The following is a 24,663-nucleotide window of genomic DNA, read 5'->3' as shown; positions in this document are numbered from 1 at the left end:
CGCGAATCTGTGACTGCTTACCAACTCGGTGGCCGAAAGCCGGCCTCTGTGAGAAGGTCCTTCCAGCGCTGCTGGATACTGAGCCGAGAGACGTCCATCGCCTCTGCGACGGCAGACTGTGAGCGTTCTTCGCCAGCGATGAGCGCGCCGGCGTAGAGACTCGCGGCGGCAACCGCCTTCTTCGAGCGGTCCTCGTCGGGGAGTTGCGTGAGGAACATATCCGAGGCGTACGAGCGCGCCTCGCTGCCGAGTTCGAGACTGTCGGCGGCGGCGTCGATGCGGGCCAACCACTCTTCGTTGTCTCGTTGGTCTCGGGCGCTGTACATAGTCGGCGTTGTGGACGGGGGACCATAACCCTCGCGCCGGGACAGTTTTTTGTGTCAACTCTGTGGGTGTTACGCTATGGTCCCCAGACGAACGTTTCTCGCCGTGCTCTCCGCAACTCTGGCTGGGTGTTCGAGTACCCTTCCCTCCGATTCGACGACTACGACACGATCTGAAACCACCACGACACAGTCTGAAACCACCACGACACCGTCATCGTCGCCGTCGCCAACGACAACTACTGAACAGCCATCAGCGGACAGCGAACACCCAGAACCAGCGTGTGATTCCCGATGGGTTCCGACTGTTCAGTGGTCGCTCGACATGGAGACACGGGCCTACCAACCGACGGTCCAAGATGGCGTCGTCTACGCTGGAGGTCAAGGCGGGACGATGTATGCGCTCGAGGCAGACACTGGCAAGATTCGTTGGCAACGACCTGTGGCACTCAGGTTTGGGTCTGTCCCGGTCGTCTCGGGTCAGACGCTCACGGTAGTAACGAACGACCGGATTGTCGCCTCCGATATCGCCACTGGTGATGAGCGATGGTCGGTTGCTCCACCGGGAGAGTACGCTATCGTTCCTTCGAGACACGACCACGAACGTGAGACGGTCTTTTTCGGTGCTTCACAACGACCAACACCGGAAACCGACCCAGACCCGACGTACGACCGAGTGTACGCCGTGGACCGACGGACAGGCGACGAGACGTGGTGGGTCTCGATTAGCGGCGACGACGGTGACGACGACTACGGCGACTGGGCGGTTCCCGAGGCCGTCGTCGTCGACGCGGGGCGGGTCTTCGTCAGCACCGAACAGAGTGAACTGGTGGTCCTCGACGCCGAAGATGGGTCGATTCTCTGGCGTCGGTGCTTTTCGAGCAACAGTTCTCACGCCGAACAGCCCGTCGTCGCCGGCAGGCGTGTCTTTCAGGTGGTCAGTGGGGTTGGGTACGTTCTCGATGTCGAAACCGGGGCGGAGCGATGGCACGCCCCCGGGGAGTTCCCGCCGGCAGTCTCCGGTGACACGTCGTACTGGGTTGGACATTCGACAGTCGTTGCACGCGACACTGCCGACGGGTCGATTCGCTGGCGTCTGCAGATTCCCACCGAGGGCTGTCTCCGAACGCCTGCAGTGGCGGATGGCGTGCTCTACGTTCCGACTGGGTGTGGGTCGACGAACGCGACGGTCCACGCGATCGACGCCACCGAAGGATGTTGGTTAGGGTCGTTCGAACTCGAATCGAGAAACGCGACGACGCCAGTCGTGAGCGGGCGGTCGGTGTACGTCGGTGGGCTCAGCGGAGCCGGAAAACTGTGGTCGCTCTCGGCAGCTGGCGTGGACGACTCCTCGTGACGTTTATGTGTTGGTACGGAAAATGTCCGGTCGAAGGGCGATAGTGCCCGACATGCGCGGGTAGCCAAGTGGCCAAAGGCGCAGCGCTTAGGACGCTGTGGTGTAGACCTCCGCAGGTTCGAATCCTGTCCCGTGCATACCGTCTCAAACACCGTGAGAGACGTGTATGCACGCCAAAGGATTCGAATCAGGGAGCGACTGAAAGGAGCGACCGTGGTTCGAATCCTGTCCCGTGCAACCAGCTTTCCCTAGAGAGGAGCAATTGAGGTTCACACTCGTTTCGCTCGTTTGAAAACGAGCAGGAACTGCACAACGTTCGAATCCTGTCACAGACGGCTGATTTTCGCCCACGAACCCCAAAACCACCCTCAGACCCTCATCTCTCGTCAGACTCCCAACCCCCCCAATCGGGCCTCTCGCTCCCTTATTTCCCCATTCCAGTTTTCACAACCAATAACTCCCCGAGTACATCCGGCAATCCACGCACATCACCTCCGAGAATCGCAAGCCATGCGTCTGACGCGACACAACCCTTTTTCTCACCCGGTGTGTGTGTCCACCAATGGCGGCGTTATCTGAATTATTAGGCGACATCGTGATGGATGTCGATGGGCTCTTCCTCTTCACCCCGAGCCACTCCCACTACGAGCGGTTCGAAGAGGCTGAAGTCCCAACGGTCGTCATCGCTCCCGAGAACACAGTCGACGCGGAGACGTTCGTGGAACTGCCGCTCCAGTTCCAGAACGTCAAAGACCGGATTCGATTCGGTGTCGAGGGTGCGATGGAACAAAGCATCGTCGAGGCAGGTGACACTATCGCCTGCAACGTGGGCATCTTCGGCGGCGACCCAGACACGGTCGTCCGGGTTCGCGTCGAAGAGAACATGCGTTCGGGCATCTACGACCTCTTCGCCAACTCGCGGGCAGACCCCGGCGTCATTCGTGACGTGTTCGAGGTAGCCATCGAACTGGGGAAGAAAGGACAGAAAGGCGAACCAGTAGGGGCGCTGTTCATCGTCGGCGACGCGGGCAAGGTGATGAACAAGTCGCGGCCACTCTCGTACAACCCGTTCGAGAAGTCGCACGTCTACGTCGGCGACCCCATCGTCAACGTGATGCTCAAGGAGTTCTCCCGACTCGACGGCGCGTTCGTCATCTCGGACTCGGGGAAAATCGTCTCCGCGTACCGCTATCTCGAACCCTCTGCCGAGGGCGTCGATATTCCGAAAGGCCTCGGTGCACGGCACATGGCCGGCGGTGCGATTACCCGCGACACCAACGCGACGGCAATCGTCCTCTCGGAGTCTGACGGCCTCGTTCGAGCGTTCAAAGGCGGAAAGATGATTCTGGAAATCGACCCGGAGGACTACTGAGATGGTGGGGTCCGCCCAGCCCCTGCTTCTTCAGTCCATCAGCAGTATCATCGACCAGATCGTCCAGACCGCAGGATTGCGGTTTCTTGGCGTCGTCGCCATCCTCGCGCTCGGGCTCGTCCTCGCGTACGCCGCCGGGACAGTCGTCCAGCGATTGCTCGTCAGAGTTGGGGTTCCCGATGCAATCGAGGGGACGGCGTTCGAACGGGCTGCACGTGATTTCGACACCTCGACGATAGAGATACTGTCGTGGCTGACACGGTACTTCGTCCTGGGACTCGCGCTCGTCGCCGCACTCTCGTTCGTCGGCGTCAACTACGTCGACCAGTTTTGGGGCCTCGTCCTCGCCATCCTTCCACAACTGTTCATCGCCATCTTGGTGCTCATCGTCGGCATCGTCGTCGGCGACAAGATCGAACTCCTCGTCGCCGAGCGCTTCCGTGGCGTCAAACTCCCGCAGGTGAACATCCTCCCGTCGCTCGCGAAGTACACGGTCTTCTTCCTCGCGGCGCTTATCGCGCTCTCTCAGGTCGGTGTCGCGATCGGCGCGCTCATCGTCCTTCTCGGAGCGTATCTATTGGGACTCATCGTCCTCAGCGCTGTCGCCTTTCACGACCTCCTCAGATCGGGGGCCGCAGGGACGTACCTCCTGTTTACGCAACCGTACAGTATCGGAGACGAGATCGTCGTCGGCGACGTACACGGAGTGGTTCAAGAATTCGACATGTTCGTCACGTACGTCGAATCTGAAGATAGAGAATACATCCTCCCGAACGCGCGCGTCTTCGACGAAGGAGTCGGGCGGGTCCGCTAACTCCACACGGTTGACTTCTGATGAGAGGCGTCGTACGACGCACGTATGACGCGTATGGGGCCTTATATCAATATGACGCCATAACAGTTTAGAAGTGGACCAGAGATTCTTTGATATCAGATTCACTGAATGCGATGAAGAAAAATCTCCCACCCCTCGATATTCCGGCACCCTCTCGACAGGCACGTGAGGCCGCCGAGACACTTCTTCGTGGGTTTCATTACCAGGATTTGCGGGAGAAACATCTCATCGCGTGTGATTTCGACGCAGCTCGCGGAGCGGCCACCAAAGCGTCGGGATACATGTCTCAGTCGTTCAAAATCGACTTTCCGACCGTCCCTCTCGACAACGCCGAACGCGCAGGCAGCCTGTTCATGCAGGCGCTGTTTCTCCAGGACGAAATCGAGAACCGCGCAGAGTTCTACGACTGTCTTTCGGGGCCGGGGCCGGTGCCAGAGGACACCTTCGTGAACGTCGCAGAGGCGGTTCCCGGGATGTCGATCAACGATGACCCGCGGTGGGAACTGGTCCGGGAACTTCTCGAAGAGGTCTGTGAGGAGACACAGATCGACGACGAATACGCGGTCCTTCACGCTCGATTCTGGCGATACCACGGACAGCGCCGAGATGGGTGGCGGTCTATTGCACGCCGTGCACACCGAATCAAACTCGCACGGATGGTCCCGAACGCGAACGCGAGTGATATCGACAAACTCTCCGAGTATTTCGTCGCCGGCGTCGACAATCACGACACCTGGAGTCGTGAAGACGCCGAACAGGATATCGAATCGACGATCGATATCGTCGCTCGCTACTACCAGCGAATCTTCGAACTACGGGAAGCGTAACGATTTCTCGGTCGAATGACCGCCGATAATAAGTAGTGGTGGGGCAATTCTACCGCCACAACTGCATGGTGGATACTAATCCGGATGTGTATCGAGAAGCGTTCCGAAGCACAGACATCCCCATGCTCATCGCGGACACGAACTTTGCGTTTCGAGACATCAACGACGCTGGACTCGACTTTCTCGGGTACGAGTACGACGAGATAGTCGGAGAACCTGTGGGACTCATCGCGGGCAACGAAGAAGCGTACTACGACATCATCGAGAACATGCTCGACGAAGAGACGTGGTCGGGCGAGTTCGTGGTGCGTCGAACCGACGACCGAGTCGTCTACGGGAACGGGTTTGCGACACCAATCGTCATCGACGGCGACGTACAGGGCTTTCTCGCGTTCTTCCTCGACACCACCAAACAACGGCAGTACGAGAACGTCTCGGAGGTACTCAGTCGACTGCTCAGACACGACCTCCGTAACGAACTCAACATCGTCTACGGCTACACACAGCAGGTCGCGAGCAGAATCGACGACGAACAGGCGCTCGAAGAACTCCAACTGGTGCAGGACAAAGTGCTGGACATCGTCCACAAGTCAGAGCGAGCGCGTGACCTTCGTGACCTGCTCGAACGGTCACACGACCAGTCGAACCGTCCTGTCCGACTCGACGTAATCTTACAGAAGAAAATCATCGATGCGAACATCGAATTCCCGGAAGCGGAGTTCGAATTCGACAACTTCCCCAAAGTCGAGGTCATCGCAGACGATTTGCTCGGTGAAGCTATCGAGTGTCTCCTCGAAAACGCCGTCGCGCACAACGACAAACAGACGCCTCGAATCGAAATCACGCTCGTACGTGAGGACGGACACGTCCACATTCGCGTCGCGGACAACGGACCGGGCGTCCCCGAAGACCAGCGTGACCTCATCTTCGGGCGCGAGGAGTACGACCAACTTCACCACGGAACGGGGATTAGCCTGTTTTTCGCAGACAACGTCATCTCGTCGTACAACGGCGACCTCTGGGTCGAAGACAACGACGACGAGGGAGCAGTGTTCTGTATCCGTCTCGAAGAAGAGCGATACGTCGGCGACTGACCGCCGCCCACCACTGTTCTCGGTGCTTACTCGGACTCCGACATCGGCCGTGCTGGCACACCTGCGACGGTTTCTCCCGCCGGCACGTCTCGTGTGACGAGCGAGTTCGCCGCCACCTGCGCACCCGCACCGATTCGAACGCCCGGAAGGATGGTCGCTTTCGCCCCAATCATGGCGCGTTCGCCGACGACGACTTCGCCAGTTCGGTACTCGTCTTGGAGGAACTCGTGACAGAGGATGACCGAGTCGTAGCCGATTATCGCGTGGTCTTCGACGGTGACGAGTTCCGGCCAGAACACGTCTGGCGTCGCTTCGAGTCCCCACGAGACGCCAGTTCCGACGGTGACACCGATTCGCCTGAGTGCCCAACTCCGAACGCGAAGTGAGGGTGCGATTCGAGCGACGAGGACGAACAGATAGTTGAGCATGACTCGCCAGACCGGTTTGGCGTCCGTCCAGTACTGGAGCGAATTGAGCGGTCCGGGTGTCGGATGATGGTCGATGCGGTCGTGTCGGGGCGTGGAGTCGTCTGTCACGGCAGTCGATTAGACGGGGAGGGTAAAAGCGGCCACGCCGTGAGACGGGGAAAACCAAGCGTCGAGTCGGCCGGGTTACTCGCCGCGGATTGCTGCCATGTGGTCGATACGACGTTGAACGAGTCCTTCGGTGCCGATGTCGTGACGGATGTGGAACCCGTCGCCGGCGTCGACCAGTGCGCTCTCGGCTATCTGTTCGGCCTGTGCGATGCTCTCTGCGTGGCCGACGACGGCGAACGACCGAGAAGTGGTCGTGTAGAGGCCATCGTCGCGGGCGTCGACGCTCGCGTAGAACAGGTGTGCGTCACTGTCCTCGTCGACGTTCACCGTGATTTTCGCGCCTGCTTTCGGGTCGGTTGGGTAGCCCTCGGGGACGGCGTACTTACAGACAGTCGCTTTCTCGGCGAAGTCGAGTTCGGGGAGCGGTTCTCCGTCACGAGCGGCAACGAGCACGTCGATGAACGGCGTTTCGAGGACCGGGAGCGTGTTCATCGCCTCGGGGTCGCCGAAGCGGGCGTTGAACTCGATGACTTTCGGGCCGTCGCTCGTGAGCATGAACTGGCCGTAGAGGATGCCCTTGTAGTCGGGCATCGCGTCGACCACTGCTTCGATGACTTCGACAGCGGCGTCGTAATCGCCATCGGCCATGAACGGGAGCGACGGCGTCACGTCGGTGTAACTCCCCATGCCACCGGTGTTCGGGCCTTCGTCACCCTCGTAGGCGCGCTTGTGGTCCTGAACGGCAGGACTGACGCGGAACTCACCGTTGGCGACGAACGCCTGAATGGTGAACTCCTCACCGACGAGTCGCTCTTCGAGGACGACGCGTTCGTAGTCGGAGTCGAGGAGGTACTCCTTGGCCTCTTCGGGAGTCACCTGGTCGCCGATGACTTTCACCCCTTTCCCACCGGTCAGGCCAGCGGGTTTGACCGCGAGGTCGCCGTCGTATTCGTCGATGTAGTCGCAGGCCGCCGCCATGTCGTCGAAGGTGGCGAAGTCCGGATTACCCGGGATGTCGTTGTCGCGCATGAACCGGCGCTGGAACGCTTTGTCGGTCTCGATGCGTGCTTCTGCCTCCTGCGGGCCGAAGGTGTAGATTCCGGCCGCGTCGAGGGCGTCGGAGACGCCTGCGGCGAGACCTGACTCGGGGCCGACGACCGCGAGCGTCGCTCCTACTGATTCGGCGTACGCGACGATGTCGTCGGCCGCCGTCTCGGAGATGATTTCGAAGCCTTCGGCCAGTTCGGCGATACCGGGGTTTCGGTTGCTCGCACAGGCGTACAGCGTACAGTCGGGTGCCAGCGCACGGGCAATCGCGTGCTCTCGGCCGCCGCCGCCGACGAGAAGGACGGTTTCGCTCATACACGCATACCCTGCGCACGAGAGTGTAAAGATTGTCCTTCATCCACACAAGAATAAGCATACTCTTGCATATTCACGCCACATCGACACCTGCTCGTATCGACGCCGCGACGACGGTGCAACCGGCCGCCTCCACGTCGCTTTAGTTCTCGGAGTGCCGTATTCGAACTATGACCGACCCGGTGGGACGCAACCGACTCGACGAGGAGCAAAGCCCGTACCTCCGCCAGCACGCGGACAACCCGGTCAACTGGCAACCGTGGGACGAGACGGCCCTCGAAGCGGCCCGTGAGGAAGACAAACCCATCTTCCTCTCTGTCGGCTACTCGGCGTGTCACTGGTGTCACGTCATGGCCGACGAGAGTTTCTCTGACCCGGACATCGCCGAGATTCTCAACGAACAGTTCATACCAGTAAAAGTCGACCGAGAAGAGCGACCGGATCTCGACCGTATCTATCAGACCATCTGCCAACTCGTCACCGGTGGTGGTGGCTGGCCCCTCTCTGTCTGGCTCACTCCACAGGGCAAACCGTTCTTCGTCGGCACGTACTTCCCACCGGAACCACGCCGTGGTGCGCCCGGATTCCGCGACATCGTCGAGAGTTTCGCCGAGTCGTGGCAGACCGACCGTGAAGAGATAGAAAACCGTGCGACGCAGTGGACTCGTGCGATAACCGACCAGTTAGAGGAGACGCCAAGCCAGCCGGGTGAGACGCCCGGTTCGGAGATACTCGACTCGACAGTACAGGCCGCACTCCGTGCCGCAGACCGCGACCACGGCGGGTTCGGAAGCGGTGGGCCGAAGTTCCCACAACCCGGCCGCATCGACGCACTTCTCCGGGGATACTCCATGACGGGTCGCACAGAAGCGCTCGAAGTCGCACGCGAAGGACTCGACGCGATGGCGAACGGTGGCTTGCGAGACCACCTCGGCGGGGGGTTCCACCGCTACTGCGTGGACCGCGAGTGGACCGTCCCCCACTTCGAGAAGATGCTGTACGATCAGGCGGGACTCACACCGCGTTATCTCGACGCCTACCGCCTGACTGGAACCGAAGAGTACGCCACCGTCGCACGCGAGACGTTCGAGTTCGTCCGCAGAGAACTCACCGACGACGACGGCGGTTTTTACTCGACACTCGACGCACAGTCCGGCGGTGAAGAAGGAACGTTCTACGTCTGGACGCCCGACGACGTGCGGAGTCTCGTTCCAGAACTCGAAGCCGACCTGTTCTGTGACCGCTACGGCATCACCCCGGGCGGAAACTTCGAGCACAAGACGACAGTGCTGAACGTCTCGGCGACGATTCCGGAACTCGCAGACGAGTACGACCTCACTGAATCTGAAGTCGAAGAACACCTCTCGAAGGTCCGAAAAGCGCTCTTTGCGGCCCGCGAGGGACGAGAACGACCCGCCCGCGACGAGAAGATTCTCGCCGGGTGGAACGGCCTGATGATTTCGGCGTTCGCACAGGGTGCTGTCGCACTCGAAGACGACTCACTCGCAACCGACGCCCGTCGCGCACTCGACTTCGTTCGCGAGAGCCTCTGGGACGAGAATACGAAGACGCTCGCCCGTCGCGTGATGAACGGCGAAGTGAAAGGCGACGGCTATCTCGAAGATTACGCGTTCCTCGCCCGCGGCGCGTTCGACCTGTATCAGGCGACCGGTGACCTCGACCCACTCGCGTTCGCGCTCGACCTTGCACGGGCGACACTTCGAGAGTTCTACGACGACGACGCCGGCACGCTCTACTTCACACCCGAGAGCGGTGAAACGCTCGTGACGCGCCCACAGGAGGCGACGGACCAGTCGACGCCGTCGAGTCTCGGTGTCGCAACGTCGCTCTTCCTGGACCTCGAACACTTCGATACCGACGCAGGATTCGTGGAGGCGGCCGACGCCGTCCTCGAAAGTTACGCCAACCGCATTCGCAGCGGTCCACTCGAACACGTCTCGCTCGCGCTCGCTGCCGAGAAGGCCGATAACGGCGTTCCAGAACTCACCATCGCGGCCGACGAGGTTCCTGCTGAGTGGCGCGAGACGCTCGCATCGCGCTACTTCCCGGGCCTCGTCGTCTCTCTGCGACCCGGAACAGACGAGGAACTCGACTCGTGGCTTGCTGAACTCGGACTGGACGAAACACCACCAATCTGGGCAGCCCGAGAGGCGACCGACGGCGAACCGACCGTCTACGCCTGTGAGAACTTCACCTGCTCTGCGCCGACCCACGAGTTAGACGAGGCGCTGGCGTGGTTCACGGCGGGCGACGGAAACGACGCGTAACGCAGAAATTAGGAGAGCTGGTCGGCGAGAAAGACAGCAATCGGAACCGCTTCTTCTTCGACGAAGCGTGCGAGTTCGTCACCGTCTTTTTCGACGACGACAGTCGGGATGAACTCGATACCGTACTCGTCGACCAGCGGGCCAATCTTCGACCCGTCGTCGGCTTTCTCGACGGGGTAGTGTTCGATGTTTTCGGGTGCGACGCCGGCGGCGTCGAGTGCGGCGGCGAAGTCAGGAAGTTGGCGCCGGCAGTCGCCACACCAGTCGCCACCCCAGACTTTGAACGTGTAGTCGTCTACGCCGAGGGTTGCGACAGCGTCCTCGTAGGACGCGGCGTCCCACGCGGGGTTCGGTTGCATCGTTTCGAGCGTTCCAGCTTCAGCCATGCCTCGGTGTACCGTCTGGACCGATTTAACCAGTGCGCTCGCGGCGGTGCTCGCCACCAGACTGCAGGTTACTGTCACCCGCAAACCAGCAGACTGCTGTCGTGCGCGAGCGCCGATGGACGCGACAGCCGCCAAAACAGTGGCCGATTCCACCGACTCCGCCAGTCGTTTAGGTACGCACTGAGTACTGCGGGGCGATGGACGACAGTATCCTCGATACTATCGGGTCGCCGCTGGTCCGAGTCGACTCCCCCGACGGGTCGACGATTGCGGCGAAGATAGAGTCCAAGAACCCCGGTGGGTCGGCCAAAGACCGGCCGGCGCTCGCCATGGTCGAGGCGGCAGAGGAGGCAGGCGACATCGAACCCGGCGATCCAATCGTCGAACCGACGTCGGGCAACACGGGAATCGGTCTCTCTGTCGTCGCGGCGGCGAAAGGCTACGACCTGACTATCGTCATGTCCGAGTCGATGTCACCCGAGCGTCGCCAGATAATGCGTGCCTACGGCGCGACGATCGAACTCGTCGAGGGCGACATCTCCGACGCCAAAGACCGGGCCGACGAACTCGAACAGGAGGAAGGAATGTACCAACTCCGGCAGTTCGAGAACCCCGCGAATCCAGACGCACACTACCGGACGACTGCAGAGGAGATTCTCGACCAGATTGGTGACAGAGAAATCGACGCCTTCGTCGCCGGTATCGGTACTGGCGGCACGATTACCGGAAACGGCCGCCGACTCAAAGAAGAGTTCCCGTCGATGGACATCGTCGGTGTCGAACCCGCCGCGAGCGCCGTCCTCTCCGGCGGCGACGTCGACAACAACATGTTTCAGGGGATGGGCCCCGGTTTCGTCAGTCCGAACCTCGACACCGACTTGCTCGACGATATCGAAGTCGTCGAGTTCGACGACGCAGTCACCGAATGTCGCCGTCTCGCTCGCGAAGAGGGTATCCTCGCGGGGCAGTCGTCTGGCGCATCGCTTCTCGCCGCGAAGCGCGTCGCCGGTCGTCTCGCAGACCCCGAACCGGGCGACGGTGACGAACCACTCGTCGTCACTGTGTTCTGGGACTCCGGCGAGCGCTACATGTCCACCGGCATGTTCGACTGACTTCGACGAACCAACTCGCTGTTTTCTGGCCGGCGCGCTACCTGCCGAATTCGTCTTCTGCGACACGGACGACCAGCGTCTCTTCGACGTCTCTGAGGTCGTACGAGGGAACCGCCCCATCGACCCGAGTGACGTACATCGGTTCGACCAGACGGCCGTCTTCGATGCCGTAGATAGCGAGGTTGTCGCCTGTCTCTTCAGGCCGAACGTCGCCGTCGCGCACCTGTCGTGCGAGCTCACGAGAGAGCCATTCGTCTTCGGAGATAGATGGTTGGAGGACGAGCGAGAACGCAGCGAAACGAACGAGATACCAGTTGAGGTCGTTCAGGAGTGAGACTGCAGCGCCGATACTCACGGTATTGACGGCTAACGAGTTCTCGAACGGTTCAGTGATGTCGTACGTCGACAGCGCCGCACGGGCGGTGTCTCTCGACAACAACTCGTACTGGAGGTGCACTCCATCGGACCCGACGATACAGACCTGCGTCACGTCGAAATGGACTGTCGGGATTCGGTAAAGCGGTTCCGGTACTCAGACGTGACCGATCCACATGTCCGCACAGGATTCGTCACAGAAGACGAGGCGCTTGCGTTCGAAGCTGAGTTTCCCGGGACCATCGATATCCCGGTCGAGAACCACCTGATAGTGGGCTTCGCACATGTCGACGGGGGCGTCACACGCGGCACACCGCTCGATGCTGTCTGACCAGTCGGTCCGGACTGCCCGGTGGTGTATTCGCCACTCTGGGCTGGGAGGGCTTCGACCGATGTGCGATGTTCGCGACATAGCGGAACCGTCGGGCTCGACGTAGATAAATCCTTTTTTGTACAAATTATCGTCGCAAACATATCTGAACAGTCGTAAAATATCGAATATGGTGGGCGTTTGCATACCTCTCGCACGATTGATTGACAAATAGTTCGATACCATTCCTCACCGAGAGCTGAGACGAATCCAGGGCGTGGCTGTCTGTCGATATCAGTTACTCGACACTGCCAACATCTCCGAACTCAGTCCTGCGTCACCGACACGAGGCGTCGGTTCCGAACGGCCTCGACCGCGAGGTCGAACAACTCGTCGGGTTCGGCCGACTCGACGGCAGAGAGCGAGGCGTTGGTCTCGGGGAACGACGGGGCGACTCGCTCGCACCCGACCGGGAGCGTCGAGTCGGTGTAGGTGCCGAGTTCTCGCGCCGCTTCGACAATTGCAGTCTTGTCGCGGGTGAACAGTGGCCGGTGGACGGGATAGTCCACGACTGCCTCCGTCACCGCGATGTTCTCTCCCGTCTGACTCGATTTCTGCCCGAGTGACTCGCCGGTCACGATGGAGTGGGCGTGTTCGTCCTTTGCGACTTCGGCCGCGATTGCAAGCATCACCCGCCGGAGCGAGAGCATCCGCGTCGCTTCGACCGTGTCCATCAGTTTCTGAACCACCTCGTCTCCCGGGACGACGTGGACTCGCATGTCGAAGTTCGGGGCTCTGCGAGCGATGGCCCTGACCGTCTCGAGTGCGCGGGCGCGGTGGTCTGCACCGCCGAAATCGCCCAAATCGACGTACACTGGGACGACTTCACAGCCTCGACGCATCATCTCCCACGTCGCGACGGGTGAGTCGATACCGCCGGAGACGAGCGAGACTGTCTTTCCTTGCGTGCCGAGTGGCAGGCCACCCGGTCCATCGAATCGGCGGACTGAGACGTAGGCGGCGTCCTCACGACACTCGACTCGATACGTGCGCTCTGGGTCGTCTAAATCGACGGGCGCACCAGTTTCTTCGACGACGATCGACCCCGCCTTGCGGGCAATGTCTCGACTTGAGAAGTCGTGTGCGTCTTTCGCGCCGACTCTGTCTCCGTCGATCGCGAACCTCGCTCCATCGGGGTGGTCGGCTGCCAGTCTCCGACAGGTGGCGACGATTGCGTCCAACGTCGGGTCGCAGACGACGCTCGGCCGGGCCCAAACGACGCCCGGAACGTCGGCGCACGCGGCGGCGACTGCTTCGGGGTCTGTCGGGTCGCGGACGACGATTCGCGACCATTCGCCCTCGACGCGGCCCGAGAGCGACCGGTCGTCGAGGACCGCCTGAAGGTTCTCTCGGAGTCGTGCCTCCATCTTCGCCCGGACGCTCGAACTCTTGGTCCCAACCTCGCCGTATCCGACGAGGACGACGTGCGCCGTCTGGTTCACACACGTCGTTCTCTGTGGGTACTCTTCAGCGTCTCGTTTCGAATGGTGGCACTTCAGGAGCGAAGATAGCGAAGATAGCAGAACAGGGGACTGACCGCCTGCTCAGAACGTCGAGAGTTCGCCTTCGATGGTGCGACGCGTGATGTCGGTCACGTTGGCGAGTTCGCGGTCGATGATGGCGACGACTTCGGCTTCGATGTCGGCGACGGTGACGCCGTCGTCTGTGATGACTTTCGCGTCGGCGACGTGCGGCTCGTCGATGGGGCGGCCGATCTGCGAGAGGAGTCGGACCTGCAGGTCGCGGATGCCGTCGACTTCGGCGACGACTGTCTCGGCGATGTGGGTCGAAAGCAGGTTGTAAATCTTCCCGATGTGGTTGACGGGGTTCTTGCCGGACGTCGCTTCCATACTCATGGGGCGGTTCGGCGTGATGAGGCCGTTCGCGCGGTTGCCACGGCCAACGGAGCCGTCGTCACCCTGTTCGGCGGAGGTGCCGGTCGTCGTGAGGTAGATGGAGCCGTCGTCGTAATCGTCGGCGGTGTTGACTTCGACGTTGACCTCGCGGTCGGTGTACTCACTGGCGAGTTCGGTTACGAAGGCGCGAACGTCGTCGACGGCGGCGATGTAGTCGTCCATGTCGTCGATGTAGCCGTCGACCATCGCGGCGGCGACGGTCACGTCGATGACGTCGCCCTCGCGCTTGCCCATAATCTTGATGTCCTGTCCGAGTTCGGGATGGTCGGTTCCGTAGCGTGCGCCGTTGAGCGCGCGTTCGGTCTCGAGGACGATTTGCTCGGTTTCCGTGAGTGGCGCGTGGCCGACACCGAAACTGGTGTCGTTCGCCATCGGAACCTCTTGGGTCTCTTCGCCGAACACGTCCTGAAGGTCGCCGGACCCCTCGCCGAGTTTTACGTCGACGATGACGTCGGTGCCGACGTCGAGTTCGGGGAGGTTCTCCTTCAGATAGTCGCGGGCGGCGCGAAGGGCCACAGCATCGACGGGAAGTTGCTTGCCGTCGTACTTCTTCGTGGCACGGCCGACGATGAGCAGGTAGATGGGTTCGATGACTTCGCCGCCGCCGAACGCAGGGGCGGCAGTCCCGGCGACGAGTTGTGTCTCGTCGGTGTTGTAGTGGAGCACCTTCCCGACGCGCTCGATGTAGAGATTCGAGAGTGCGCGCGAGACGGATTCCGCGATCCCGTCACAGATGGAGTCGGGGTGTCCGATGCCCTTTCGCTCGACGATTTCGACCTCCTGGTCCTCGACCGCACGCTTCTCGGCGGATTCGAGACGAATGTTCCGATCAGTCATTATCCAGAATTACCCAGCGGGCGGTTCTATAACTTGCGGAAACCTTCGGCGGGTGTTGTATTACCGGTGCGCATTCGTGGCATGGGAGTAGCCCGATTTGTAGGCCCTGAGTGCGACGGGACTGACCGCGACGGTGGGATACGAGACTGACCGCGACGGTGGGGCACGAGACTGACCGCGTCGGTGAAGTGTTACTCCTCGGGCGCACCGAGTAGCATTCCAAGGTAGGACGTTCGAATCTGGTCGCCTGGGTCGAGTCCCAACACGTCGAGGACAGAAAACGCGCCCTTCCGGGCCTCGTCCACACCGGATTCGACTTCGATTTCTACTTCGACGAACTCACCCAGACCGGAGACAGCGTCGAGAGAGACGGTGTAGCCGTCGAGCACGAATCGCTCGCGTTCTTTTTCGACGGTCGCCGCAGGGTCGAATCCGACTGCAGCGATGAGTGCGTCCATGGTGTCGCCGTCTTCGACACTGGTTTCTAACTCACGTCGAGTCTTCGAGGATTCGTCCACGAGCGGCCCTTTGTAGGTGACGTTGGTCTCTTCGTCGACGACGGCTCCCGACTCGTACTGTGATTCACGTCGGAGTCGAAGCGCTTCGTCTGTCGCTGCGAAGTCCCTGTGTGGTGCGTCGTAGTAGGTGTCGACTTGTCTGACGCGGTTGACGTGGGTCGCTCCTGCCGCTTCGAGCCGCTCACGAATTGCATCGTGGTCTGCGCGGACTTTGACCTCGACTTCGTACATCGTCCACTGCGTCGGTTCGAGTGACAAAAACGCCGGCGACTCGTGACCGAGCGACGTTCGGTCTCTCTCGGCCGTTTGATGGCCAGTTCTTGTCGAATAACTGATATTCTATTATCGAACTATGTCAATTGTTACCCTTTATCGTGAGGGGGGTTGTAGTACGACGAGAACATGAGTCAAGAAACTCCGAGTTCGACGTCCAGTGTTGAGCAGTCTGTTGGTGAGACCATCGACCCGGCGATTACGGGGCGTGTCATCCTCACCGCGATGGCAGGTGGCCTCCTCGGCACGGTGTTGATGCTCCCAATACTGGTTGGGATACCAGAGTTACTCGGACTCTTCGTGACTGAACCGATTACGCGATTCGCTGGGATTGCGTTGTTCTTCGGGTTCGAACCGAGTGTACCGTTGGGAATCGTTCTCTTCGGCATCGGTGGGGTGTTGGTTCTCCCGATAACGTTCGTCGTCGTCGGGGCGTTCCTGCCACCAGAGAACCCCGGATACCTCAGAGGTGTCTCGTTCGCGACGCTCTACTGGGTTGGGTTCGTCCCGGCGTTCTGGCCCGACGGAAACGTCGCCATCATCGCCTCGTTCATCGTGTTCTCGCTCGTCGCCCACTGGGTCTACGGCCTCGCACTTGGCTACATCCTCGATTCGCGGGTCGGCATCCCCCAACACGAGGTCTAGGCAAAAATCTGGTAGAAAATTGATGTAATACCGTCTCGAACCAGTGCTCTTCTGTGTTTCAGACCTGTTGGCGAGTGGACGCTGTTCGCCGAAACAGTGATTATCATGAACGTTAATTAACGGGAGTGGAGGATGTTATCAATGAGCACACAACTTCTGCTCAGTAGCCCCCTACCGATTCAATCGGGTCTCATCCCGAGGGGGACGCGTGTCACCGTCTTCGAGAACATCTTCGTCGTGTTTCTCGTTCTCGGGACGCTCGTCGGCATCGTCGTCATCGGTTATATGGTTTACAACGCCTACAAGTACCGAGACGGGTCCGGAAACGGGAAAGACGACCCGGAGGACACGCCCATCTTGGGCGAACTACCGTCGGGTGATTCGGGCGGAAGGAAGCTCGCAACGTCGTTTTTCATGAGCATGATCATCGTGGTGTCGCTCGTCTCGTGGACGTATCTCACGCTGTTGTACGTCGAGGACGGTCCATCTGACCAGGAGTCGCTGAACGTGGAAGTCGAAGGCTACCAGTTCGGATGGCGATTCACCTACCCGAACGGCCACACCACCGACGGCGTGCTTCGAGTGCCGGCAGACAAACCGGTCAGGCTGACAGTCACATCAGCGGACGTATTCCATAACTTCGGGGCTCCCGGGTTGCGGGTGAAGACTGACGCCATGCCGGGCCAGGAGACGGAGACCTGGTTTATCGGAGACGAGACTGGAACCTACACCGCACAGTGTTACGAACTGTGTGGGACTGGCCACTCGTTCATGAAAGCGGAGATTATCGTCATGCCCCCCGACGAGTACGAAGCGTGGTACGAGAACACCAGTAACGAAAGTGAATCAGCATCCATGGAGGCAGCAGTATGACTGACGAAACCCCTGAGCGGACAGACGGTGGGTCGAACGTCGGAAGCGACGTCGTTCCCGCCGACGACCACCACGACGACCACCACGACTTCCCCGGCACGGGGAGCATCAAACGGTGGTTCATCACGACGAACCACAAGGACGTTGGGATTCTCTACATCGTCACGTCGTTGTTCTTCCTCGTCCTCGGTGGCGTCCTCGCGTGGTTGATGCGCATCCAGATGTGGGCACCGCGTCCACCCGGACAGGAGTTCATCGCGCCGCTCGCGTACAATCAGGCAGTTTCTGCCCACGGGTTACTGATGGTCTTTTGGTTCCTCTCGCCGTTCGCGTTCGGCTTTGCCAACTACATCGTCCCGCTCCAGCTCGGCGCGAAAGACCTCGCGTTCCCGCGACTGAACGCGCTGAGTTACTGGCTGTACCTCTTCTCGGGCATCCTCTTCGGTATCTCGTTCTTCCAGGGTGGGACGTTCTCAGGCGGGTGGACGATGTATGCCCCGTTGAACGTCCCGACGTTCACACCGGACGTTGGGGCGTCGACGGCGGTGTTAGCGCTCGTCTTGTTCGTCGCCTCCGTCACCGTCTCGTCGGTCAACTTCTTGACGACGATGCATCGGATGCGAGCGGAGGGAATGACGCTTCGAAACCTCCCGCTGTTTAGCTGGACGATTCTCCTCACCGTCTGGATGATGCTGTTCGCGTTCGCGGCGCTTCTGGCCGCGTTGATGGTGCTCTCTGCGGACCGCCTCCTCGGGACAACCTACTTCACACTCGAATCGCCTGCCGGGGCGCTCCTCTGGACACACCTCTTTTGGTTCTTCGGCCACCCCGAGGTGTACATCGTCTTCTTCCCGGCGCTCGGCGTCATGGCTGAAGTGTTCCAGACCTTCACCGGTCGCCGTATCGTCGGGCGGAAGTGGTTCATCATCGCGATGGTGCTCGTCGCCATCCAGAGTTTCGTCGTCTGGATGCACCACATGTTCCTGACGAGCATCAACCTCCAGGTGAAGACGCTCTTCATGGTGACGACCATCGGTATCTCACTCCCGTTCGACCTGATGGTGTTCGCGCTCATCTACACCATGTTGAAGGGGAAGATACGCTTCACGACGCCATTCCTCTTCGTCTTCGGGGCGTTGCTCCTGTTCATCATCGGTGGCATCACCGGCGTCTTCCTCGGGGCCGTCGTCCTCGACTACGAATTCCGCGGCACCTACTGGGTCGTCGCACACTTCCACTACGTGATGGTCGGCGGCGTCACAGCACTCGTCGGGGGGCTCTACTACTGGTTCCCGAAGATGACTGGCCGAATGTACGACGAGTTCCTCGGCAAGGTCCACTTCGTCGCCTACTTCATCGGCTTCAACTTGCTGTACTTCCCGCTGTTCATCGCCTGGGAGACCCCGCGCCGCGTCTTCGACTACGCACCGGGTCTCGCTCCGTGGCACCAGATCGCCACCATCGGCGGGTTCATCCTCGGGTTGTCGTTCCTCATCATGTTCTACAACCTGTTCAAGAGCTCCTTCACCGGCGAACCGGCCCCGGGCAACCCGTGGGAGTACGCCACGACCGCAGAGTGGGCCGTCTCGTCGCCACCGCCACTCGAAAACTTCGAGGGGACGCCGACCTACCGCGACGGTCACCTCTCGTTCATCCGGAGTCGCGACAAAGAACCGTCTGGTGGGGCACCTGCCGCATCGGACGGCGGAACTACGACTGACGGTGGTATGGCAACCTCGGCGAAGACCGCGATAACGACCATCTACGAAGACATCGAGTCGACCGAAGTCGAAGGACCGAGTCACGCCAGTATCTGGCCGTTCGTGCTGTCGCTCGGGGGGTTCCTCGTCCTCCTTGGCATCTCACCCATGCAGAACGCTGCGTTCCCAGCGGGGATGGAGGGGGCCGCCTACGCGACGACGGCAGTCGCCGGATTTGTCATCACACTCGGGTCGCTCGTCGCGATGGGCCTCGAACCGTTCCACGGCCCCGTCTTCGATGAGGGTGAAGCGTGGCCGTTCTCCGGAATCGACAACAAAAAGGTGGGGATGTGGATATTCCTCGCCTCCGACGTCGTGCTGTTCGGCGGCTTCCTCGGTGCCTACATCTTCACGCGATTCGCCTTCGGGTGGACTGCGTGGGACCCCATTCCGTCGGACCCCATCCCGGGGCTCATCAACACCTACATCCTGTTGACGAGCAGTTTCACCGTCGTCCTCGCGCTCGTCGCGGCCGAGAAACGACACAGACTGGGCGTCGTGACGAGTCTCTCGGCGACGTTCGTCCTCGGGATTGGCTTCCTCCTCAACAAGGCTCTAGAGTGGCAGCACCTCTTCCACGAGGGACTGTGGCTCTCGACGAACATCCGTGCCTCTACGTTCTTCTTGACGACGGGGCTTCACGCGGCCCACGTCATCGCGGGGCTCCTCATCGCACTGTTCCTGACTGCACGCGCCTGGCGGGGCGCGTACCTCGACGACAACCGCACGGTGGAGTACTTCGGTCTCTACTGGCACTTCGTCGACATCGTCTGGCTGTTCCTCTTCCCGCTGTTCTACATCCTGTGAGGTTCCACCAATGACATCAACAAAATTCTATACGGCGATTTACGTTGTCCTGTTCGTCTCGGCGACGATTCAGGTGCTCGTCGAGTTCGCGGGACTCGACTACTGGACTGCCTTCGGAATCATCATCGTCCTGTCGGTGGCCAAGGCCGTACTGGTCGCGGCGTACTTCCAGCACCTCAGGTGGGAACCACGCTCGCTGACGTATCTCATCAGCATCGGCCTCCTGGCCGCGCTCGCACTCACGATGGCCGCGTCGTACTCGCTCCTGTGACTGTGGCAGGATCCTCCTCCACAGCCACGAGCGACCACTCGACGCTCACCGCAGTGGCCTACGCCCTGTTGTTTTCGGTGCCAATCGGCGTCGGCGTGACGGTCATGATGACGCGGGTCGCCCCCGGTAACCTCACCGACCCGCTCATCGTCGGCCCCGGTCTCGTCCTCGCGGTCGCCGTCTTCGTGTTGGTCGTCGTCGCGGCGACACGTGGCGACAACGCGGCCTGACCCCGGCCCCCGGTGCATACATTCTTGATGGGTGGGGTGTTATCAAGGGACATGAATGGGAACTCCTTCGCACTCGCGGTGTCGTTCGCCATCGTGGTCCTTGGCCTCTTGATTCTCCTCGCAGCGGAGGCAGTCGGTGCGGCCGATACGTTCGTCGTCGGTGGGGGAGCAGTCACCCTCGTCGGCGTCGGAATCATCACGGTTACCATCATGCGAATTCCCCATCCTGACCCAGAACACGGGGGCGACAGCGACCACGACCACGCGTGACCACGCGGGCGTGAACAGCATCCGTTCTCCGTGGAAGACACCCAGTATGCGTGACGGACGCCCGGAACACCCAGTATCTTAGAGGCTGAATCCGGCGACTGCGAGTAAAAATAGCATCGCGTAGACGGCCCCGAGCGCGCCGGCGACTTTCAGATGATACGTGAAGAGTTCGTCTGACTCTGCTTCTCGCGCCGACTCGTACGCACGCAGTTCGCCGGCCGTCGCCTCGTCGTGCTGCGCGCCGATGTGCAAGTCGCGGCGTCGTTGCTGTTTGAACGGCCGTTCACAGTACGGACACGTCGCGGCCGGATTCTCACCGGGTGCAACGTCTGTCTCGGGGGTCACGAGCGGTGCCACCGACTGTTCGCCTGCGTTCATCCTGCGACACCTCCGATGGTCGGTTGCGCGACGACCCACAGACTCGACGCCGTGTAGCAGATGGTGACGACGACGAACGGATACTGACTGCGGAGCGGTTGGAGTCGCCCGGGGAAAACGTCGAACGACCGCGTGTGGGCCACCCAGACCGAGAGGAGGTGACCGAGCACGACGAACGCGAGTTGGACGCCGCCGAACCAGTCCGGAATTCCGAGCACTGGGATGGGGGCTGGCGGCGAAAGCGGGTCCATCGCGACCGTCAGCAGTGCGGGTGCGAGGCCGATGACGTACCCTGCGAAGTGCGCGAGGTGATACCCGGCGGCGATTGGGACGAGCGAGGGTGCGAACCACCCTGCGATGAACGACCCCGTGACGTACGTGTCGGCGGTTCGTCGTGCGACAGTGGCCGCCCGCTGGTAGACCACGAAGAAGACGACGAAGCCGCCGAGGATACCGAGCAGGTTCACACCCCACGAGGGAACCGGTGCCGTGGCGTCGAGCACTGCGTTCCACGCGACGGTGGCGACGAGGCCGTCGAACGTCGTCACCCAGAGGAGCGCGATGACGAACGCCACGTCGTCGGTGTCGAACGCGGTCCGGACGCGCGCGAGCGCCGACCCGGGGAAACAGACTGACACGCCGTCGTCGGTTCGCTGTATTGGTGCGAGAAGGCCGTACAGTCGAAACACTCGGGAAACCGGGTCGACGTGTTCGAACCAGTCGTCGCCGTAGACGACCGCGCCTGTGACGGTGACGATGCTGTATCCGACGACGACTGCGGCGAGCGCACGGGGACTCGCCGCGAGTGGACTGACGACTTCCAGCCAGACGAGACCGAGCAGTCCGACGACACTCGGCCACGACCCAACCCGCTGTGGAAGGTTCCGCGCGGTTCGGGTGCTGACTGTTCTGAAGCGTCCCGCGAGCGTCCGAAACGGATTCACGACGGGCCACAGGTCGACGACGAGGTACGTCACCATCGTGAACCCAGCCCACCACCCGACCCAGACGAGGAGGACGCCGAAGTTCGCGACGGCGACCGATGGGCCGAACAGTGAGATACCGATGACCACGAGCAACCCGACCACACCAGCGATTCGAAGTCCCGTCCCGAGGAGTCCGACCGAGGAGTCGATTGCGACGCGCCACCGGGCGAATGCGCCGAGCGTCTCGTCGTCGGTGACGAACGACGAGATGAGGAACGACGCGCCGACGATGCCACCGCCCGAGACGACGACTAACCAGAACGGTGCAGGGACGGAGCGAAGTGACCCGCCGAGCGAGCCAGCGTGGGCGAGCACTGGTTGCGCGCCGATGGCAATCCAGACGGCGAGCGTTCCGAACAGAACCGAGAGTCGTCGAAGACGGGACCGGTGCGTCATGACTCGGCCACTCCGTCCGCAGACGGTCGGTAGACGAGGAGCACGACGGCTGCAACGAAGACGACTGTCGAGAAGTCGACAGAGAGGACGCGCAGTGCGCTCAGAAATCCGGTTCCGCCGGCGAGACCGGCAGAGAACCCGGCGGCGAGCGAGAACGTACAGCCAACGCACGAGATGACACCGAGTGTTCCCGAGAGGGCCGTCCGAGCGGTTTCGACGAGCGCGGCGTAGATGAGATACGAGAGCGCCAGAAATCCGATGACTCGGTAGGGAATGAACACCACGGAGAACGCGTCGCTGGCGTATCCGAGTCGTGGCCCCCATCCCGGTGCCGCGAGTGAGAACTGGAACCCGGTCGGATGGCCGCCGGCCGCATGCATGTGTCCGCCACTGCCCACGAGCGCGCTGACGTTCACGGAGATGAGTCCGGCGAGGGTGGCAAGAACGAGAAAGTACGCTACCGCGATGACGCCCGCGAAGAGGCGAAGGCGTCGACTAGGCGTGGACGGTGTCGTCACGAGAACGGCAGCGATGCCGACGTTTATCCAGATGAACGGATAGAGAACGTAGCGCAGACTGTCGACGTGAACTGGTGTGAACAGCAGGTACACGGCGAGTGCGGCCGCTTCGGCGACGCTGAGAATCAGCAACCACCGGACGACAGGCACTCGAAGCGTGTCTGTGAGAGGTGCGTACTGCGTACTCATCTCAGAGGATGCCGAGGAGGTGGAGTGTGACGGAGACGACGAAGAGCATCCCGATAACCCACGACCCGACGAGGACGGCTTGTGACCGTGCGAGTCCTCGACTGCGGGCCGCGTAGTACGACCCGTAGAAGAGATAGGAGACGACGACGACGAGCGTCGCGACGACGAGCGCGACGCCTGCGGTCTGGATGGCTGATTCCGAGAGTCCGCCGTATCCCATGAACAGCACGGTGACCAGGCCGAATCCGAGTGCCGCGACGACGAACACGACCGAGAGAACCGTCGGGTCTTTCGACCATTCTTCGACACGGTTTCGAGTCGAGGTCTTGTCTGGTAGCGTCTCGACTGAGTAACTCCTCCCGCCGCGACCTGTGAGTGTCACGATGAGTGCCAAGAGGACGACTCCGACGACGAACCCGATGAATAGGCCGGTCTGTGCCATGTGAACAAACCTCTATTATTGTAATTCGTGATAATTATATAAAAGATTCGCCGCTGGCGGGTCATTTCGGCCCCCTGTGGCCGAAAATTTCGGTGCGACGACTATCAACCGCGAAACGTGATTCTTAAGGGTCACACGAATCACGTAGCGTGTATGAGCGACGAACAGCAGGCGGAGGCCGAGCAGGTCGATGAAGAAGCCGAGTCTGGTATCCAGGACGGCGACTTCGTCCGCCTCGCGTACACGGTTCGAACAGTCGAAGACGGCGACGTCGTCGACACCACGAGTAAAGAAGTGGCCGAAGAGGCCGAAATCGACGTCGAAGGCTACGAATTCGAGCCTCGCGTCGTCATCGTCGGTGCAGGCCACGTCTTCCCCGACGTCGACGAGGCCCTGACGGGTGCGGAAGTCGGTGACGAAGGGACCGTCGAAATCGCGGCCGCCGACGCGTTCGGCGAGTACGACGACGACGACGTGCGCACGGTCAGCGCCAACAAGATCGGCGAAGACGACCGCTACCCCGGTGCGCAGGTCCAGATCGACGGCGAGCAGGGTCGACTCGAGACCATCATCGGCGGCCGCGCTCGCGTCAACTTCAACCACCCGCTCGCGGGCAAGGACCTCGAATACGAGTACGAAATCCTCGACATCGTCGACGACCGCGAAGAACAGGCAGCTGGCCTCCTCGGCATGTACCTCCAGCAGGCACCCGAGGTCTGGGTCCAGACGGACGAAGTCGAAGAAGAGCAGGTCGTTGAGTCCGACGACGACGACGACGAAGACGCAGAGCCTGAGACCGAGACGGTCACCGTCGAGAAGGACACGCTCTACATCGAGGCGACGCCGCAGATGACGATGAACCAGCAGTGGATGTTCTCCAAGCAGCAGATTGCGCAGGACATCATGCAGCGGCTGGACATCGACCGCGTCATCGTTCAGGAGACCATCGAGGGCGGCATGGGCGGCATGGGCGGCCTCGGCGGCATGATGGGCGGCGCAGGCGGCGCTGACATCGAAGAGGCAATCGAGGACGTCGACATCGACGCCGAAGAACTCGCTGCGGAACTCGACGCAGACGCAGACGAAGAGTAAGCGAGCGACTCCGCCGCTTCGCCGT

At 61.2% G+C, this 24,663-nt stretch carries 27 protein-coding genes and 1 tRNA gene; 15 read left to right on the top strand and 13 right to left on the bottom strand.

Annotation, left to right across the window (positions count from 1 at the left end; all coding sequences use genetic code 11):
• Positions 1 to 17 precede the first annotated feature (17 nt).
• A complete protein-coding gene (locus ACK3SC_RS09330) occupies positions 18 to 326 on the bottom strand; it encodes a transcription initiation factor IIB family protein (RefSeq protein WP_416839843.1) in 309 nt (102 codons plus the stop codon).
• A 76-nt stretch (positions 327 to 402) separates the two neighbouring features.
• Here ACK3SC_RS09330 and ACK3SC_RS09325 point away from each other — a divergent pair, with 76 nt between their 5' ends.
• The 6 genes from ACK3SC_RS09325 (at position 403) to ACK3SC_RS09300 (ending at position 5,808) form a co-directional block, all read left to right on the top strand.
• Positions 403 to 1,680, top strand: coding sequence for a PQQ-binding-like beta-propeller repeat protein (locus ACK3SC_RS09325; RefSeq protein ID WP_416839842.1), 1,278 nt, complete (start codon positions 403 to 405; stop codon positions 1,678 to 1,680).
• Positions 1,681 to 1,734: 54 nt separating this feature from the next.
• Positions 1,735 to 1,817: transfer RNA gene (locus tag ACK3SC_RS09320), tRNA-Leu, on the top strand.
• A gap of 425 nt (positions 1,818 to 2,242) precedes the next feature.
• The gene (gene dacZ / locus ACK3SC_RS09315) at positions 2,243 to 3,052 is read left to right on the top strand and encodes a diadenylate cyclase (RefSeq protein ID WP_151108795.1); all 810 of its coding nucleotides are present in this window, start codon (positions 2,243 to 2,245) and stop codon (positions 3,050 to 3,052) included.
• Position 3,053: 1 nt separating this feature from the next.
• Entirely contained in the window at positions 3,054 to 3,866 is an 813-nt protein-coding gene (locus ACK3SC_RS09310) for a mechanosensitive ion channel family protein (RefSeq protein ID WP_416839841.1), read from the top strand.
• A 134-nt stretch (positions 3,867 to 4,000) separates the two neighbouring features.
• The gene (locus tag ACK3SC_RS09305) at positions 4,001 to 4,714 is read left to right on the top strand and encodes a hypothetical protein (RefSeq protein ID WP_416839840.1); all 714 of its coding nucleotides are present in this window, start codon (positions 4,001 to 4,003) and stop codon (positions 4,712 to 4,714) included.
• Positions 4,715 to 4,779: 65 nt separating this feature from the next.
• Entirely contained in the window at positions 4,780 to 5,808 is a 1,029-nt protein-coding gene (locus ACK3SC_RS09300; protein ID WP_416839839.1) for a sensor histidine kinase, read from the top strand.
• A gap of 26 nt (positions 5,809 to 5,834) precedes the next feature.
• Here the strand turns inward: ACK3SC_RS09300 and ACK3SC_RS09295 are convergent, their stop codons facing one another.
• Entirely contained in the window at positions 5,835 to 6,344 is a 510-nt protein-coding gene (locus ACK3SC_RS09295; protein WP_416839838.1) for an acyltransferase, read from the bottom strand.
• A gap of 75 nt (positions 6,345 to 6,419) precedes the next feature.
• Positions 6,420 to 7,706 (bottom strand): phosphoribosylamine--glycine ligase, encoded by a 1,287-nt coding sequence (purD, locus tag ACK3SC_RS09290; protein ID WP_416839837.1) that lies wholly within the window; start codon positions 7,704 to 7,706, stop codon positions 6,420 to 6,422.
• Positions 7,707 to 7,876: 170 nt separating this feature from the next.
• Between purD and ACK3SC_RS09285 the strand changes: the two genes are divergently transcribed.
• Entirely contained in the window at positions 7,877 to 9,994 is a 2,118-nt protein-coding gene (locus tag ACK3SC_RS09285) for a thioredoxin domain-containing protein (RefSeq protein WP_416839836.1), read from the top strand.
• Positions 9,995 to 10,002: 8 nt separating this feature from the next.
• On the opposite strand, the gene ACK3SC_RS09280 is transcribed toward ACK3SC_RS09285, so the two are convergent.
• Positions 10,003 to 10,380, bottom strand: a complete 378-nt coding sequence (locus ACK3SC_RS09280) for a thioredoxin family protein (RefSeq protein WP_416839835.1) — start codon at positions 10,378 to 10,380, stop codon at positions 10,003 to 10,005.
• A 197-nt stretch (positions 10,381 to 10,577) separates the two neighbouring features.
• Here ACK3SC_RS09280 and ACK3SC_RS09275 point away from each other — a divergent pair, with 197 nt between their 5' ends.
• Entirely contained in the window at positions 10,578 to 11,492 is a 915-nt protein-coding gene (locus ACK3SC_RS09275; RefSeq protein ID WP_416839834.1) for a PLP-dependent cysteine synthase family protein, read from the top strand.
• A 37-nt stretch (positions 11,493 to 11,529) separates the two neighbouring features.
• On the opposite strand, the gene ACK3SC_RS09270 is transcribed toward ACK3SC_RS09275, so the two are convergent.
• The 5 genes from ACK3SC_RS09270 to cyaB all read right to left on the bottom strand — a co-directional run bounded on the left by ACK3SC_RS09270 (position 11,530) and on the right by cyaB (position 15,739).
• A complete protein-coding gene (locus ACK3SC_RS09270) occupies positions 11,530 to 11,982 on the bottom strand; it encodes a DUF5804 family protein (RefSeq protein ID WP_416839833.1) in 453 nt (150 codons plus the stop codon).
• A gap of 42 nt (positions 11,983 to 12,024) precedes the next feature.
• Complete coding sequence (locus ACK3SC_RS09265; RefSeq protein ID WP_416839832.1) at positions 12,025 to 12,279, bottom strand: hypothetical protein; 255 nt, start codon at positions 12,277 to 12,279, stop codon at positions 12,025 to 12,027.
• Positions 12,280 to 12,503: 224 nt separating this feature from the next.
• Complete coding sequence (thiI, locus tag ACK3SC_RS09260; protein WP_416839831.1) at positions 12,504 to 13,679, bottom strand: tRNA uracil 4-sulfurtransferase ThiI; 1,176 nt, start codon at positions 13,677 to 13,679, stop codon at positions 12,504 to 12,506.
• 102 nt (positions 13,680 to 13,781) lie between these two features.
• A complete protein-coding gene (locus ACK3SC_RS09255; protein ID WP_416839830.1) occupies positions 13,782 to 14,990 on the bottom strand; it encodes a methionine adenosyltransferase in 1,209 nt (402 codons plus the stop codon).
• A 191-nt stretch (positions 14,991 to 15,181) separates the two neighbouring features.
• A complete protein-coding gene (gene cyaB, locus ACK3SC_RS09250) occupies positions 15,182 to 15,739 on the bottom strand; it encodes a class IV adenylate cyclase (RefSeq protein WP_416839829.1) in 558 nt (185 codons plus the stop codon).
• A gap of 171 nt (positions 15,740 to 15,910) precedes the next feature.
• On the opposite strand from cyaB, the gene ACK3SC_RS09245 reads away from it, so the two are divergent.
• The 6 genes from ACK3SC_RS09245 to ACK3SC_RS09220 all read left to right on the top strand — a co-directional run bounded on the left by ACK3SC_RS09245 (position 15,911) and on the right by ACK3SC_RS09220 (position 20,637).
• Positions 15,911 to 16,426 (top strand): DUF6789 family protein, encoded by a 516-nt coding sequence (locus tag ACK3SC_RS09245; protein ID WP_416839828.1) that lies wholly within the window; start codon positions 15,911 to 15,913, stop codon positions 16,424 to 16,426.
• Positions 16,427 to 16,567: 141 nt separating this feature from the next.
• Entirely contained in the window at positions 16,568 to 17,299 is a 732-nt protein-coding gene (coxB, locus tag ACK3SC_RS09240) for a cytochrome c oxidase subunit II (RefSeq protein WP_416839827.1), read from the top strand.
• On the top strand, positions 17,296 to 19,866 hold the full coding sequence (locus ACK3SC_RS09235; protein ID WP_416839826.1) for a cbb3-type cytochrome c oxidase subunit I: 2,571 nt from the start codon (positions 17,296 to 17,298) through the stop codon (positions 19,864 to 19,866). The genes coxB and ACK3SC_RS09235 overlap by 4 nt, the downstream gene beginning before the upstream one ends.
• A 10-nt stretch (positions 19,867 to 19,876) precedes the next feature.
• Positions 19,877 to 20,137: a cytochrome C oxidase subunit IV family protein gene (locus ACK3SC_RS09230; RefSeq protein WP_416839825.1), complete on the top strand. Its 261-nt coding sequence runs from the start codon at positions 19,877 to 19,879 to the stop codon at positions 20,135 to 20,137.
• Complete coding sequence (locus tag ACK3SC_RS09225) at positions 20,134 to 20,367, top strand: hypothetical protein (protein ID WP_416839824.1); 234 nt, start codon at positions 20,134 to 20,136, stop codon at positions 20,365 to 20,367. Before ACK3SC_RS09230 ends, ACK3SC_RS09225 begins: the two co-directional genes overlap by 4 nt.
• Positions 20,368 to 20,418: 51 nt before the next feature.
• Entirely contained in the window at positions 20,419 to 20,637 is a 219-nt protein-coding gene (locus tag ACK3SC_RS09220; protein WP_416839823.1) for a hypothetical protein, read from the top strand.
• A 78-nt stretch (positions 20,638 to 20,715) separates the two neighbouring features.
• Here the strand turns inward: ACK3SC_RS09220 and ACK3SC_RS09215 are convergent, their stop codons facing one another.
• Genes ACK3SC_RS09215 through ACK3SC_RS09200 form a run of 4 tightly spaced genes read right to left on the bottom strand, consistent with a single transcriptional unit; the run spans position 20,716 to position 23,546 of the window.
• The gene (locus ACK3SC_RS09215) at positions 20,716 to 21,015 is read right to left on the bottom strand and encodes a hypothetical protein (protein WP_416839822.1); all 300 of its coding nucleotides are present in this window, start codon (positions 21,013 to 21,015) and stop codon (positions 20,716 to 20,718) included.
• Positions 21,012 to 22,397 carry a hypothetical protein gene (locus tag ACK3SC_RS09210; RefSeq protein ID WP_416839821.1) on the bottom strand — a complete coding sequence of 462 codons (1,386 nt, stop codon included), beginning with the start codon at positions 22,395 to 22,397 and terminating at the stop codon, positions 21,012 to 21,014. Before ACK3SC_RS09210 ends, ACK3SC_RS09215 begins: the two co-directional genes overlap by 4 nt.
• A complete protein-coding gene (locus ACK3SC_RS09205; RefSeq protein ID WP_416839820.1) occupies positions 22,394 to 23,104 on the bottom strand; it encodes a hypothetical protein in 711 nt (236 codons plus the stop codon). The genes ACK3SC_RS09210 and ACK3SC_RS09205 overlap by 4 nt, the downstream gene beginning before the upstream one ends.
• A 1-nt stretch (position 23,105) precedes the next feature.
• Positions 23,106 to 23,546, bottom strand: coding sequence for a hypothetical protein (locus ACK3SC_RS09200; RefSeq protein ID WP_416839819.1), 441 nt, complete (start codon positions 23,544 to 23,546; stop codon positions 23,106 to 23,108).
• 153 nt (positions 23,547 to 23,699) lie between these two features.
• Between ACK3SC_RS09200 and ACK3SC_RS09195 the strand changes: the two genes are divergently transcribed.
• Positions 23,700 to 24,638, top strand: a complete 939-nt coding sequence (locus tag ACK3SC_RS09195; protein WP_416839818.1) for an FKBP-type peptidyl-prolyl cis-trans isomerase — start codon at positions 23,700 to 23,702, stop codon at positions 24,636 to 24,638.
• The last annotated feature ends 25 nt before the right edge of the window (positions 24,639 to 24,663 follow it).

Source organism: Haloferax sp. DFSO52 (assembly GCF_048158745.1).
Taxonomy (GTDB): Archaea; Halobacteriota; Halobacteria; order Halobacteriales; family Haloferacaceae; genus Haloferax.
This window is presented reverse-complemented; position numbering and strand designations above follow the sequence as displayed.

What these genes read in the sequence shown, in the direction of transcription:
- cyaB (WP_416839829.1), bottom strand. Translation starts at nt 15,739, where the DNA reads ATGTACGAAGTCGAGGTCAAAGTCCGCGCAGACCACGATGCAATTCGT.
- ACK3SC_RS09265 (WP_416839832.1), bottom strand. Translation starts at nt 12,279, where the DNA reads ATGTCGCGAACATCGCACATCGGTCGAAGCCCTCCCAGCCCAGAGTGG.
- ACK3SC_RS09305 (WP_416839840.1), top strand. Translation starts at nt 4,001, where the DNA reads ATGAAGAAAAATCTCCCACCCCTCGATATTCCGGCACCCTCTCGACAG.
- ACK3SC_RS09195 (WP_416839818.1), top strand. Translation starts at nt 23,700, where the DNA reads ATGAGCGACGAACAGCAGGCGGAGGCCGAGCAGGTCGATGAAGAAGCC.
- ACK3SC_RS09285 (WP_416839836.1), top strand. Translation starts at nt 7,877, where the DNA reads ATGACCGACCCGGTGGGACGCAACCGACTCGACGAGGAGCAAAGCCCG.
- ACK3SC_RS09235 (WP_416839826.1), top strand. Translation starts at nt 17,296, where the DNA reads ATGACTGACGAAACCCCTGAGCGGACAGACGGTGGGTCGAACGTCGGA.
- ACK3SC_RS09255 (WP_416839830.1), bottom strand. Translation starts at nt 14,990, where the DNA reads ATGACTGATCGGAACATTCGTCTCGAATCCGCCGAGAAGCGTGCGGTC.
- ACK3SC_RS09300 (WP_416839839.1), top strand. Translation starts at nt 4,780, where the DNA reads ATGGTGGATACTAATCCGGATGTGTATCGAGAAGCGTTCCGAAGCACA.
- ACK3SC_RS09230 (WP_416839825.1), top strand. Translation starts at nt 19,877, where the DNA reads ATGACATCAACAAAATTCTATACGGCGATTTACGTTGTCCTGTTCGTC.
- ACK3SC_RS09205 (WP_416839820.1), bottom strand. Translation starts at nt 23,104, where the DNA reads ATGAGTACGCAGTACGCACCTCTCACAGACACGCTTCGAGTGCCTGTC.
- purD (WP_416839837.1), bottom strand. Translation starts at nt 7,706, where the DNA reads ATGAGCGAAACCGTCCTTCTCGTCGGCGGCGGCGGCCGAGAGCACGCG.
- dacZ (WP_151108795.1), top strand. Translation starts at nt 2,243, where the DNA reads ATGGCGGCGTTATCTGAATTATTAGGCGACATCGTGATGGATGTCGAT.
- ACK3SC_RS09210 (WP_416839821.1), bottom strand. Translation starts at nt 22,397, where the DNA reads ATGACGCACCGGTCCCGTCTTCGACGACTCTCGGTTCTGTTCGGAACG.
- ACK3SC_RS09275 (WP_416839834.1), top strand. Translation starts at nt 10,578, where the DNA reads ATGGACGACAGTATCCTCGATACTATCGGGTCGCCGCTGGTCCGAGTC.
- ACK3SC_RS09215 (WP_416839822.1), bottom strand. Translation starts at nt 21,015, where the DNA reads ATGAACGCAGGCGAACAGTCGGTGGCACCGCTCGTGACCCCCGAGACA.
- ACK3SC_RS09280 (WP_416839835.1), bottom strand. Translation starts at nt 10,380, where the DNA reads ATGGCTGAAGCTGGAACGCTCGAAACGATGCAACCGAACCCCGCGTGG.
- ACK3SC_RS09330 (WP_416839843.1), bottom strand. Translation starts at nt 326, where the DNA reads ATGTACAGCGCCCGAGACCAACGAGACAACGAAGAGTGGTTGGCCCGC.
- ACK3SC_RS09325 (WP_416839842.1), top strand. Translation starts at nt 403, where the DNA reads ATGGTCCCCAGACGAACGTTTCTCGCCGTGCTCTCCGCAACTCTGGCT.
- ACK3SC_RS09220 (WP_416839823.1), top strand. Translation starts at nt 20,419, where the DNA reads ATGAATGGGAACTCCTTCGCACTCGCGGTGTCGTTCGCCATCGTGGTC.
- ACK3SC_RS09245 (WP_416839828.1), top strand. Translation starts at nt 15,911, where the DNA reads ATGAGTCAAGAAACTCCGAGTTCGACGTCCAGTGTTGAGCAGTCTGTT.
- coxB (WP_416839827.1), top strand. Translation starts at nt 16,568, where the DNA reads ATGAGCACACAACTTCTGCTCAGTAGCCCCCTACCGATTCAATCGGGT.
- ACK3SC_RS09200 (WP_416839819.1), bottom strand. Translation starts at nt 23,546, where the DNA reads ATGGCACAGACCGGCCTATTCATCGGGTTCGTCGTCGGAGTCGTCCTC.
- ACK3SC_RS09310 (WP_416839841.1), top strand. Translation starts at nt 3,054, where the DNA reads ATGGTGGGGTCCGCCCAGCCCCTGCTTCTTCAGTCCATCAGCAGTATC.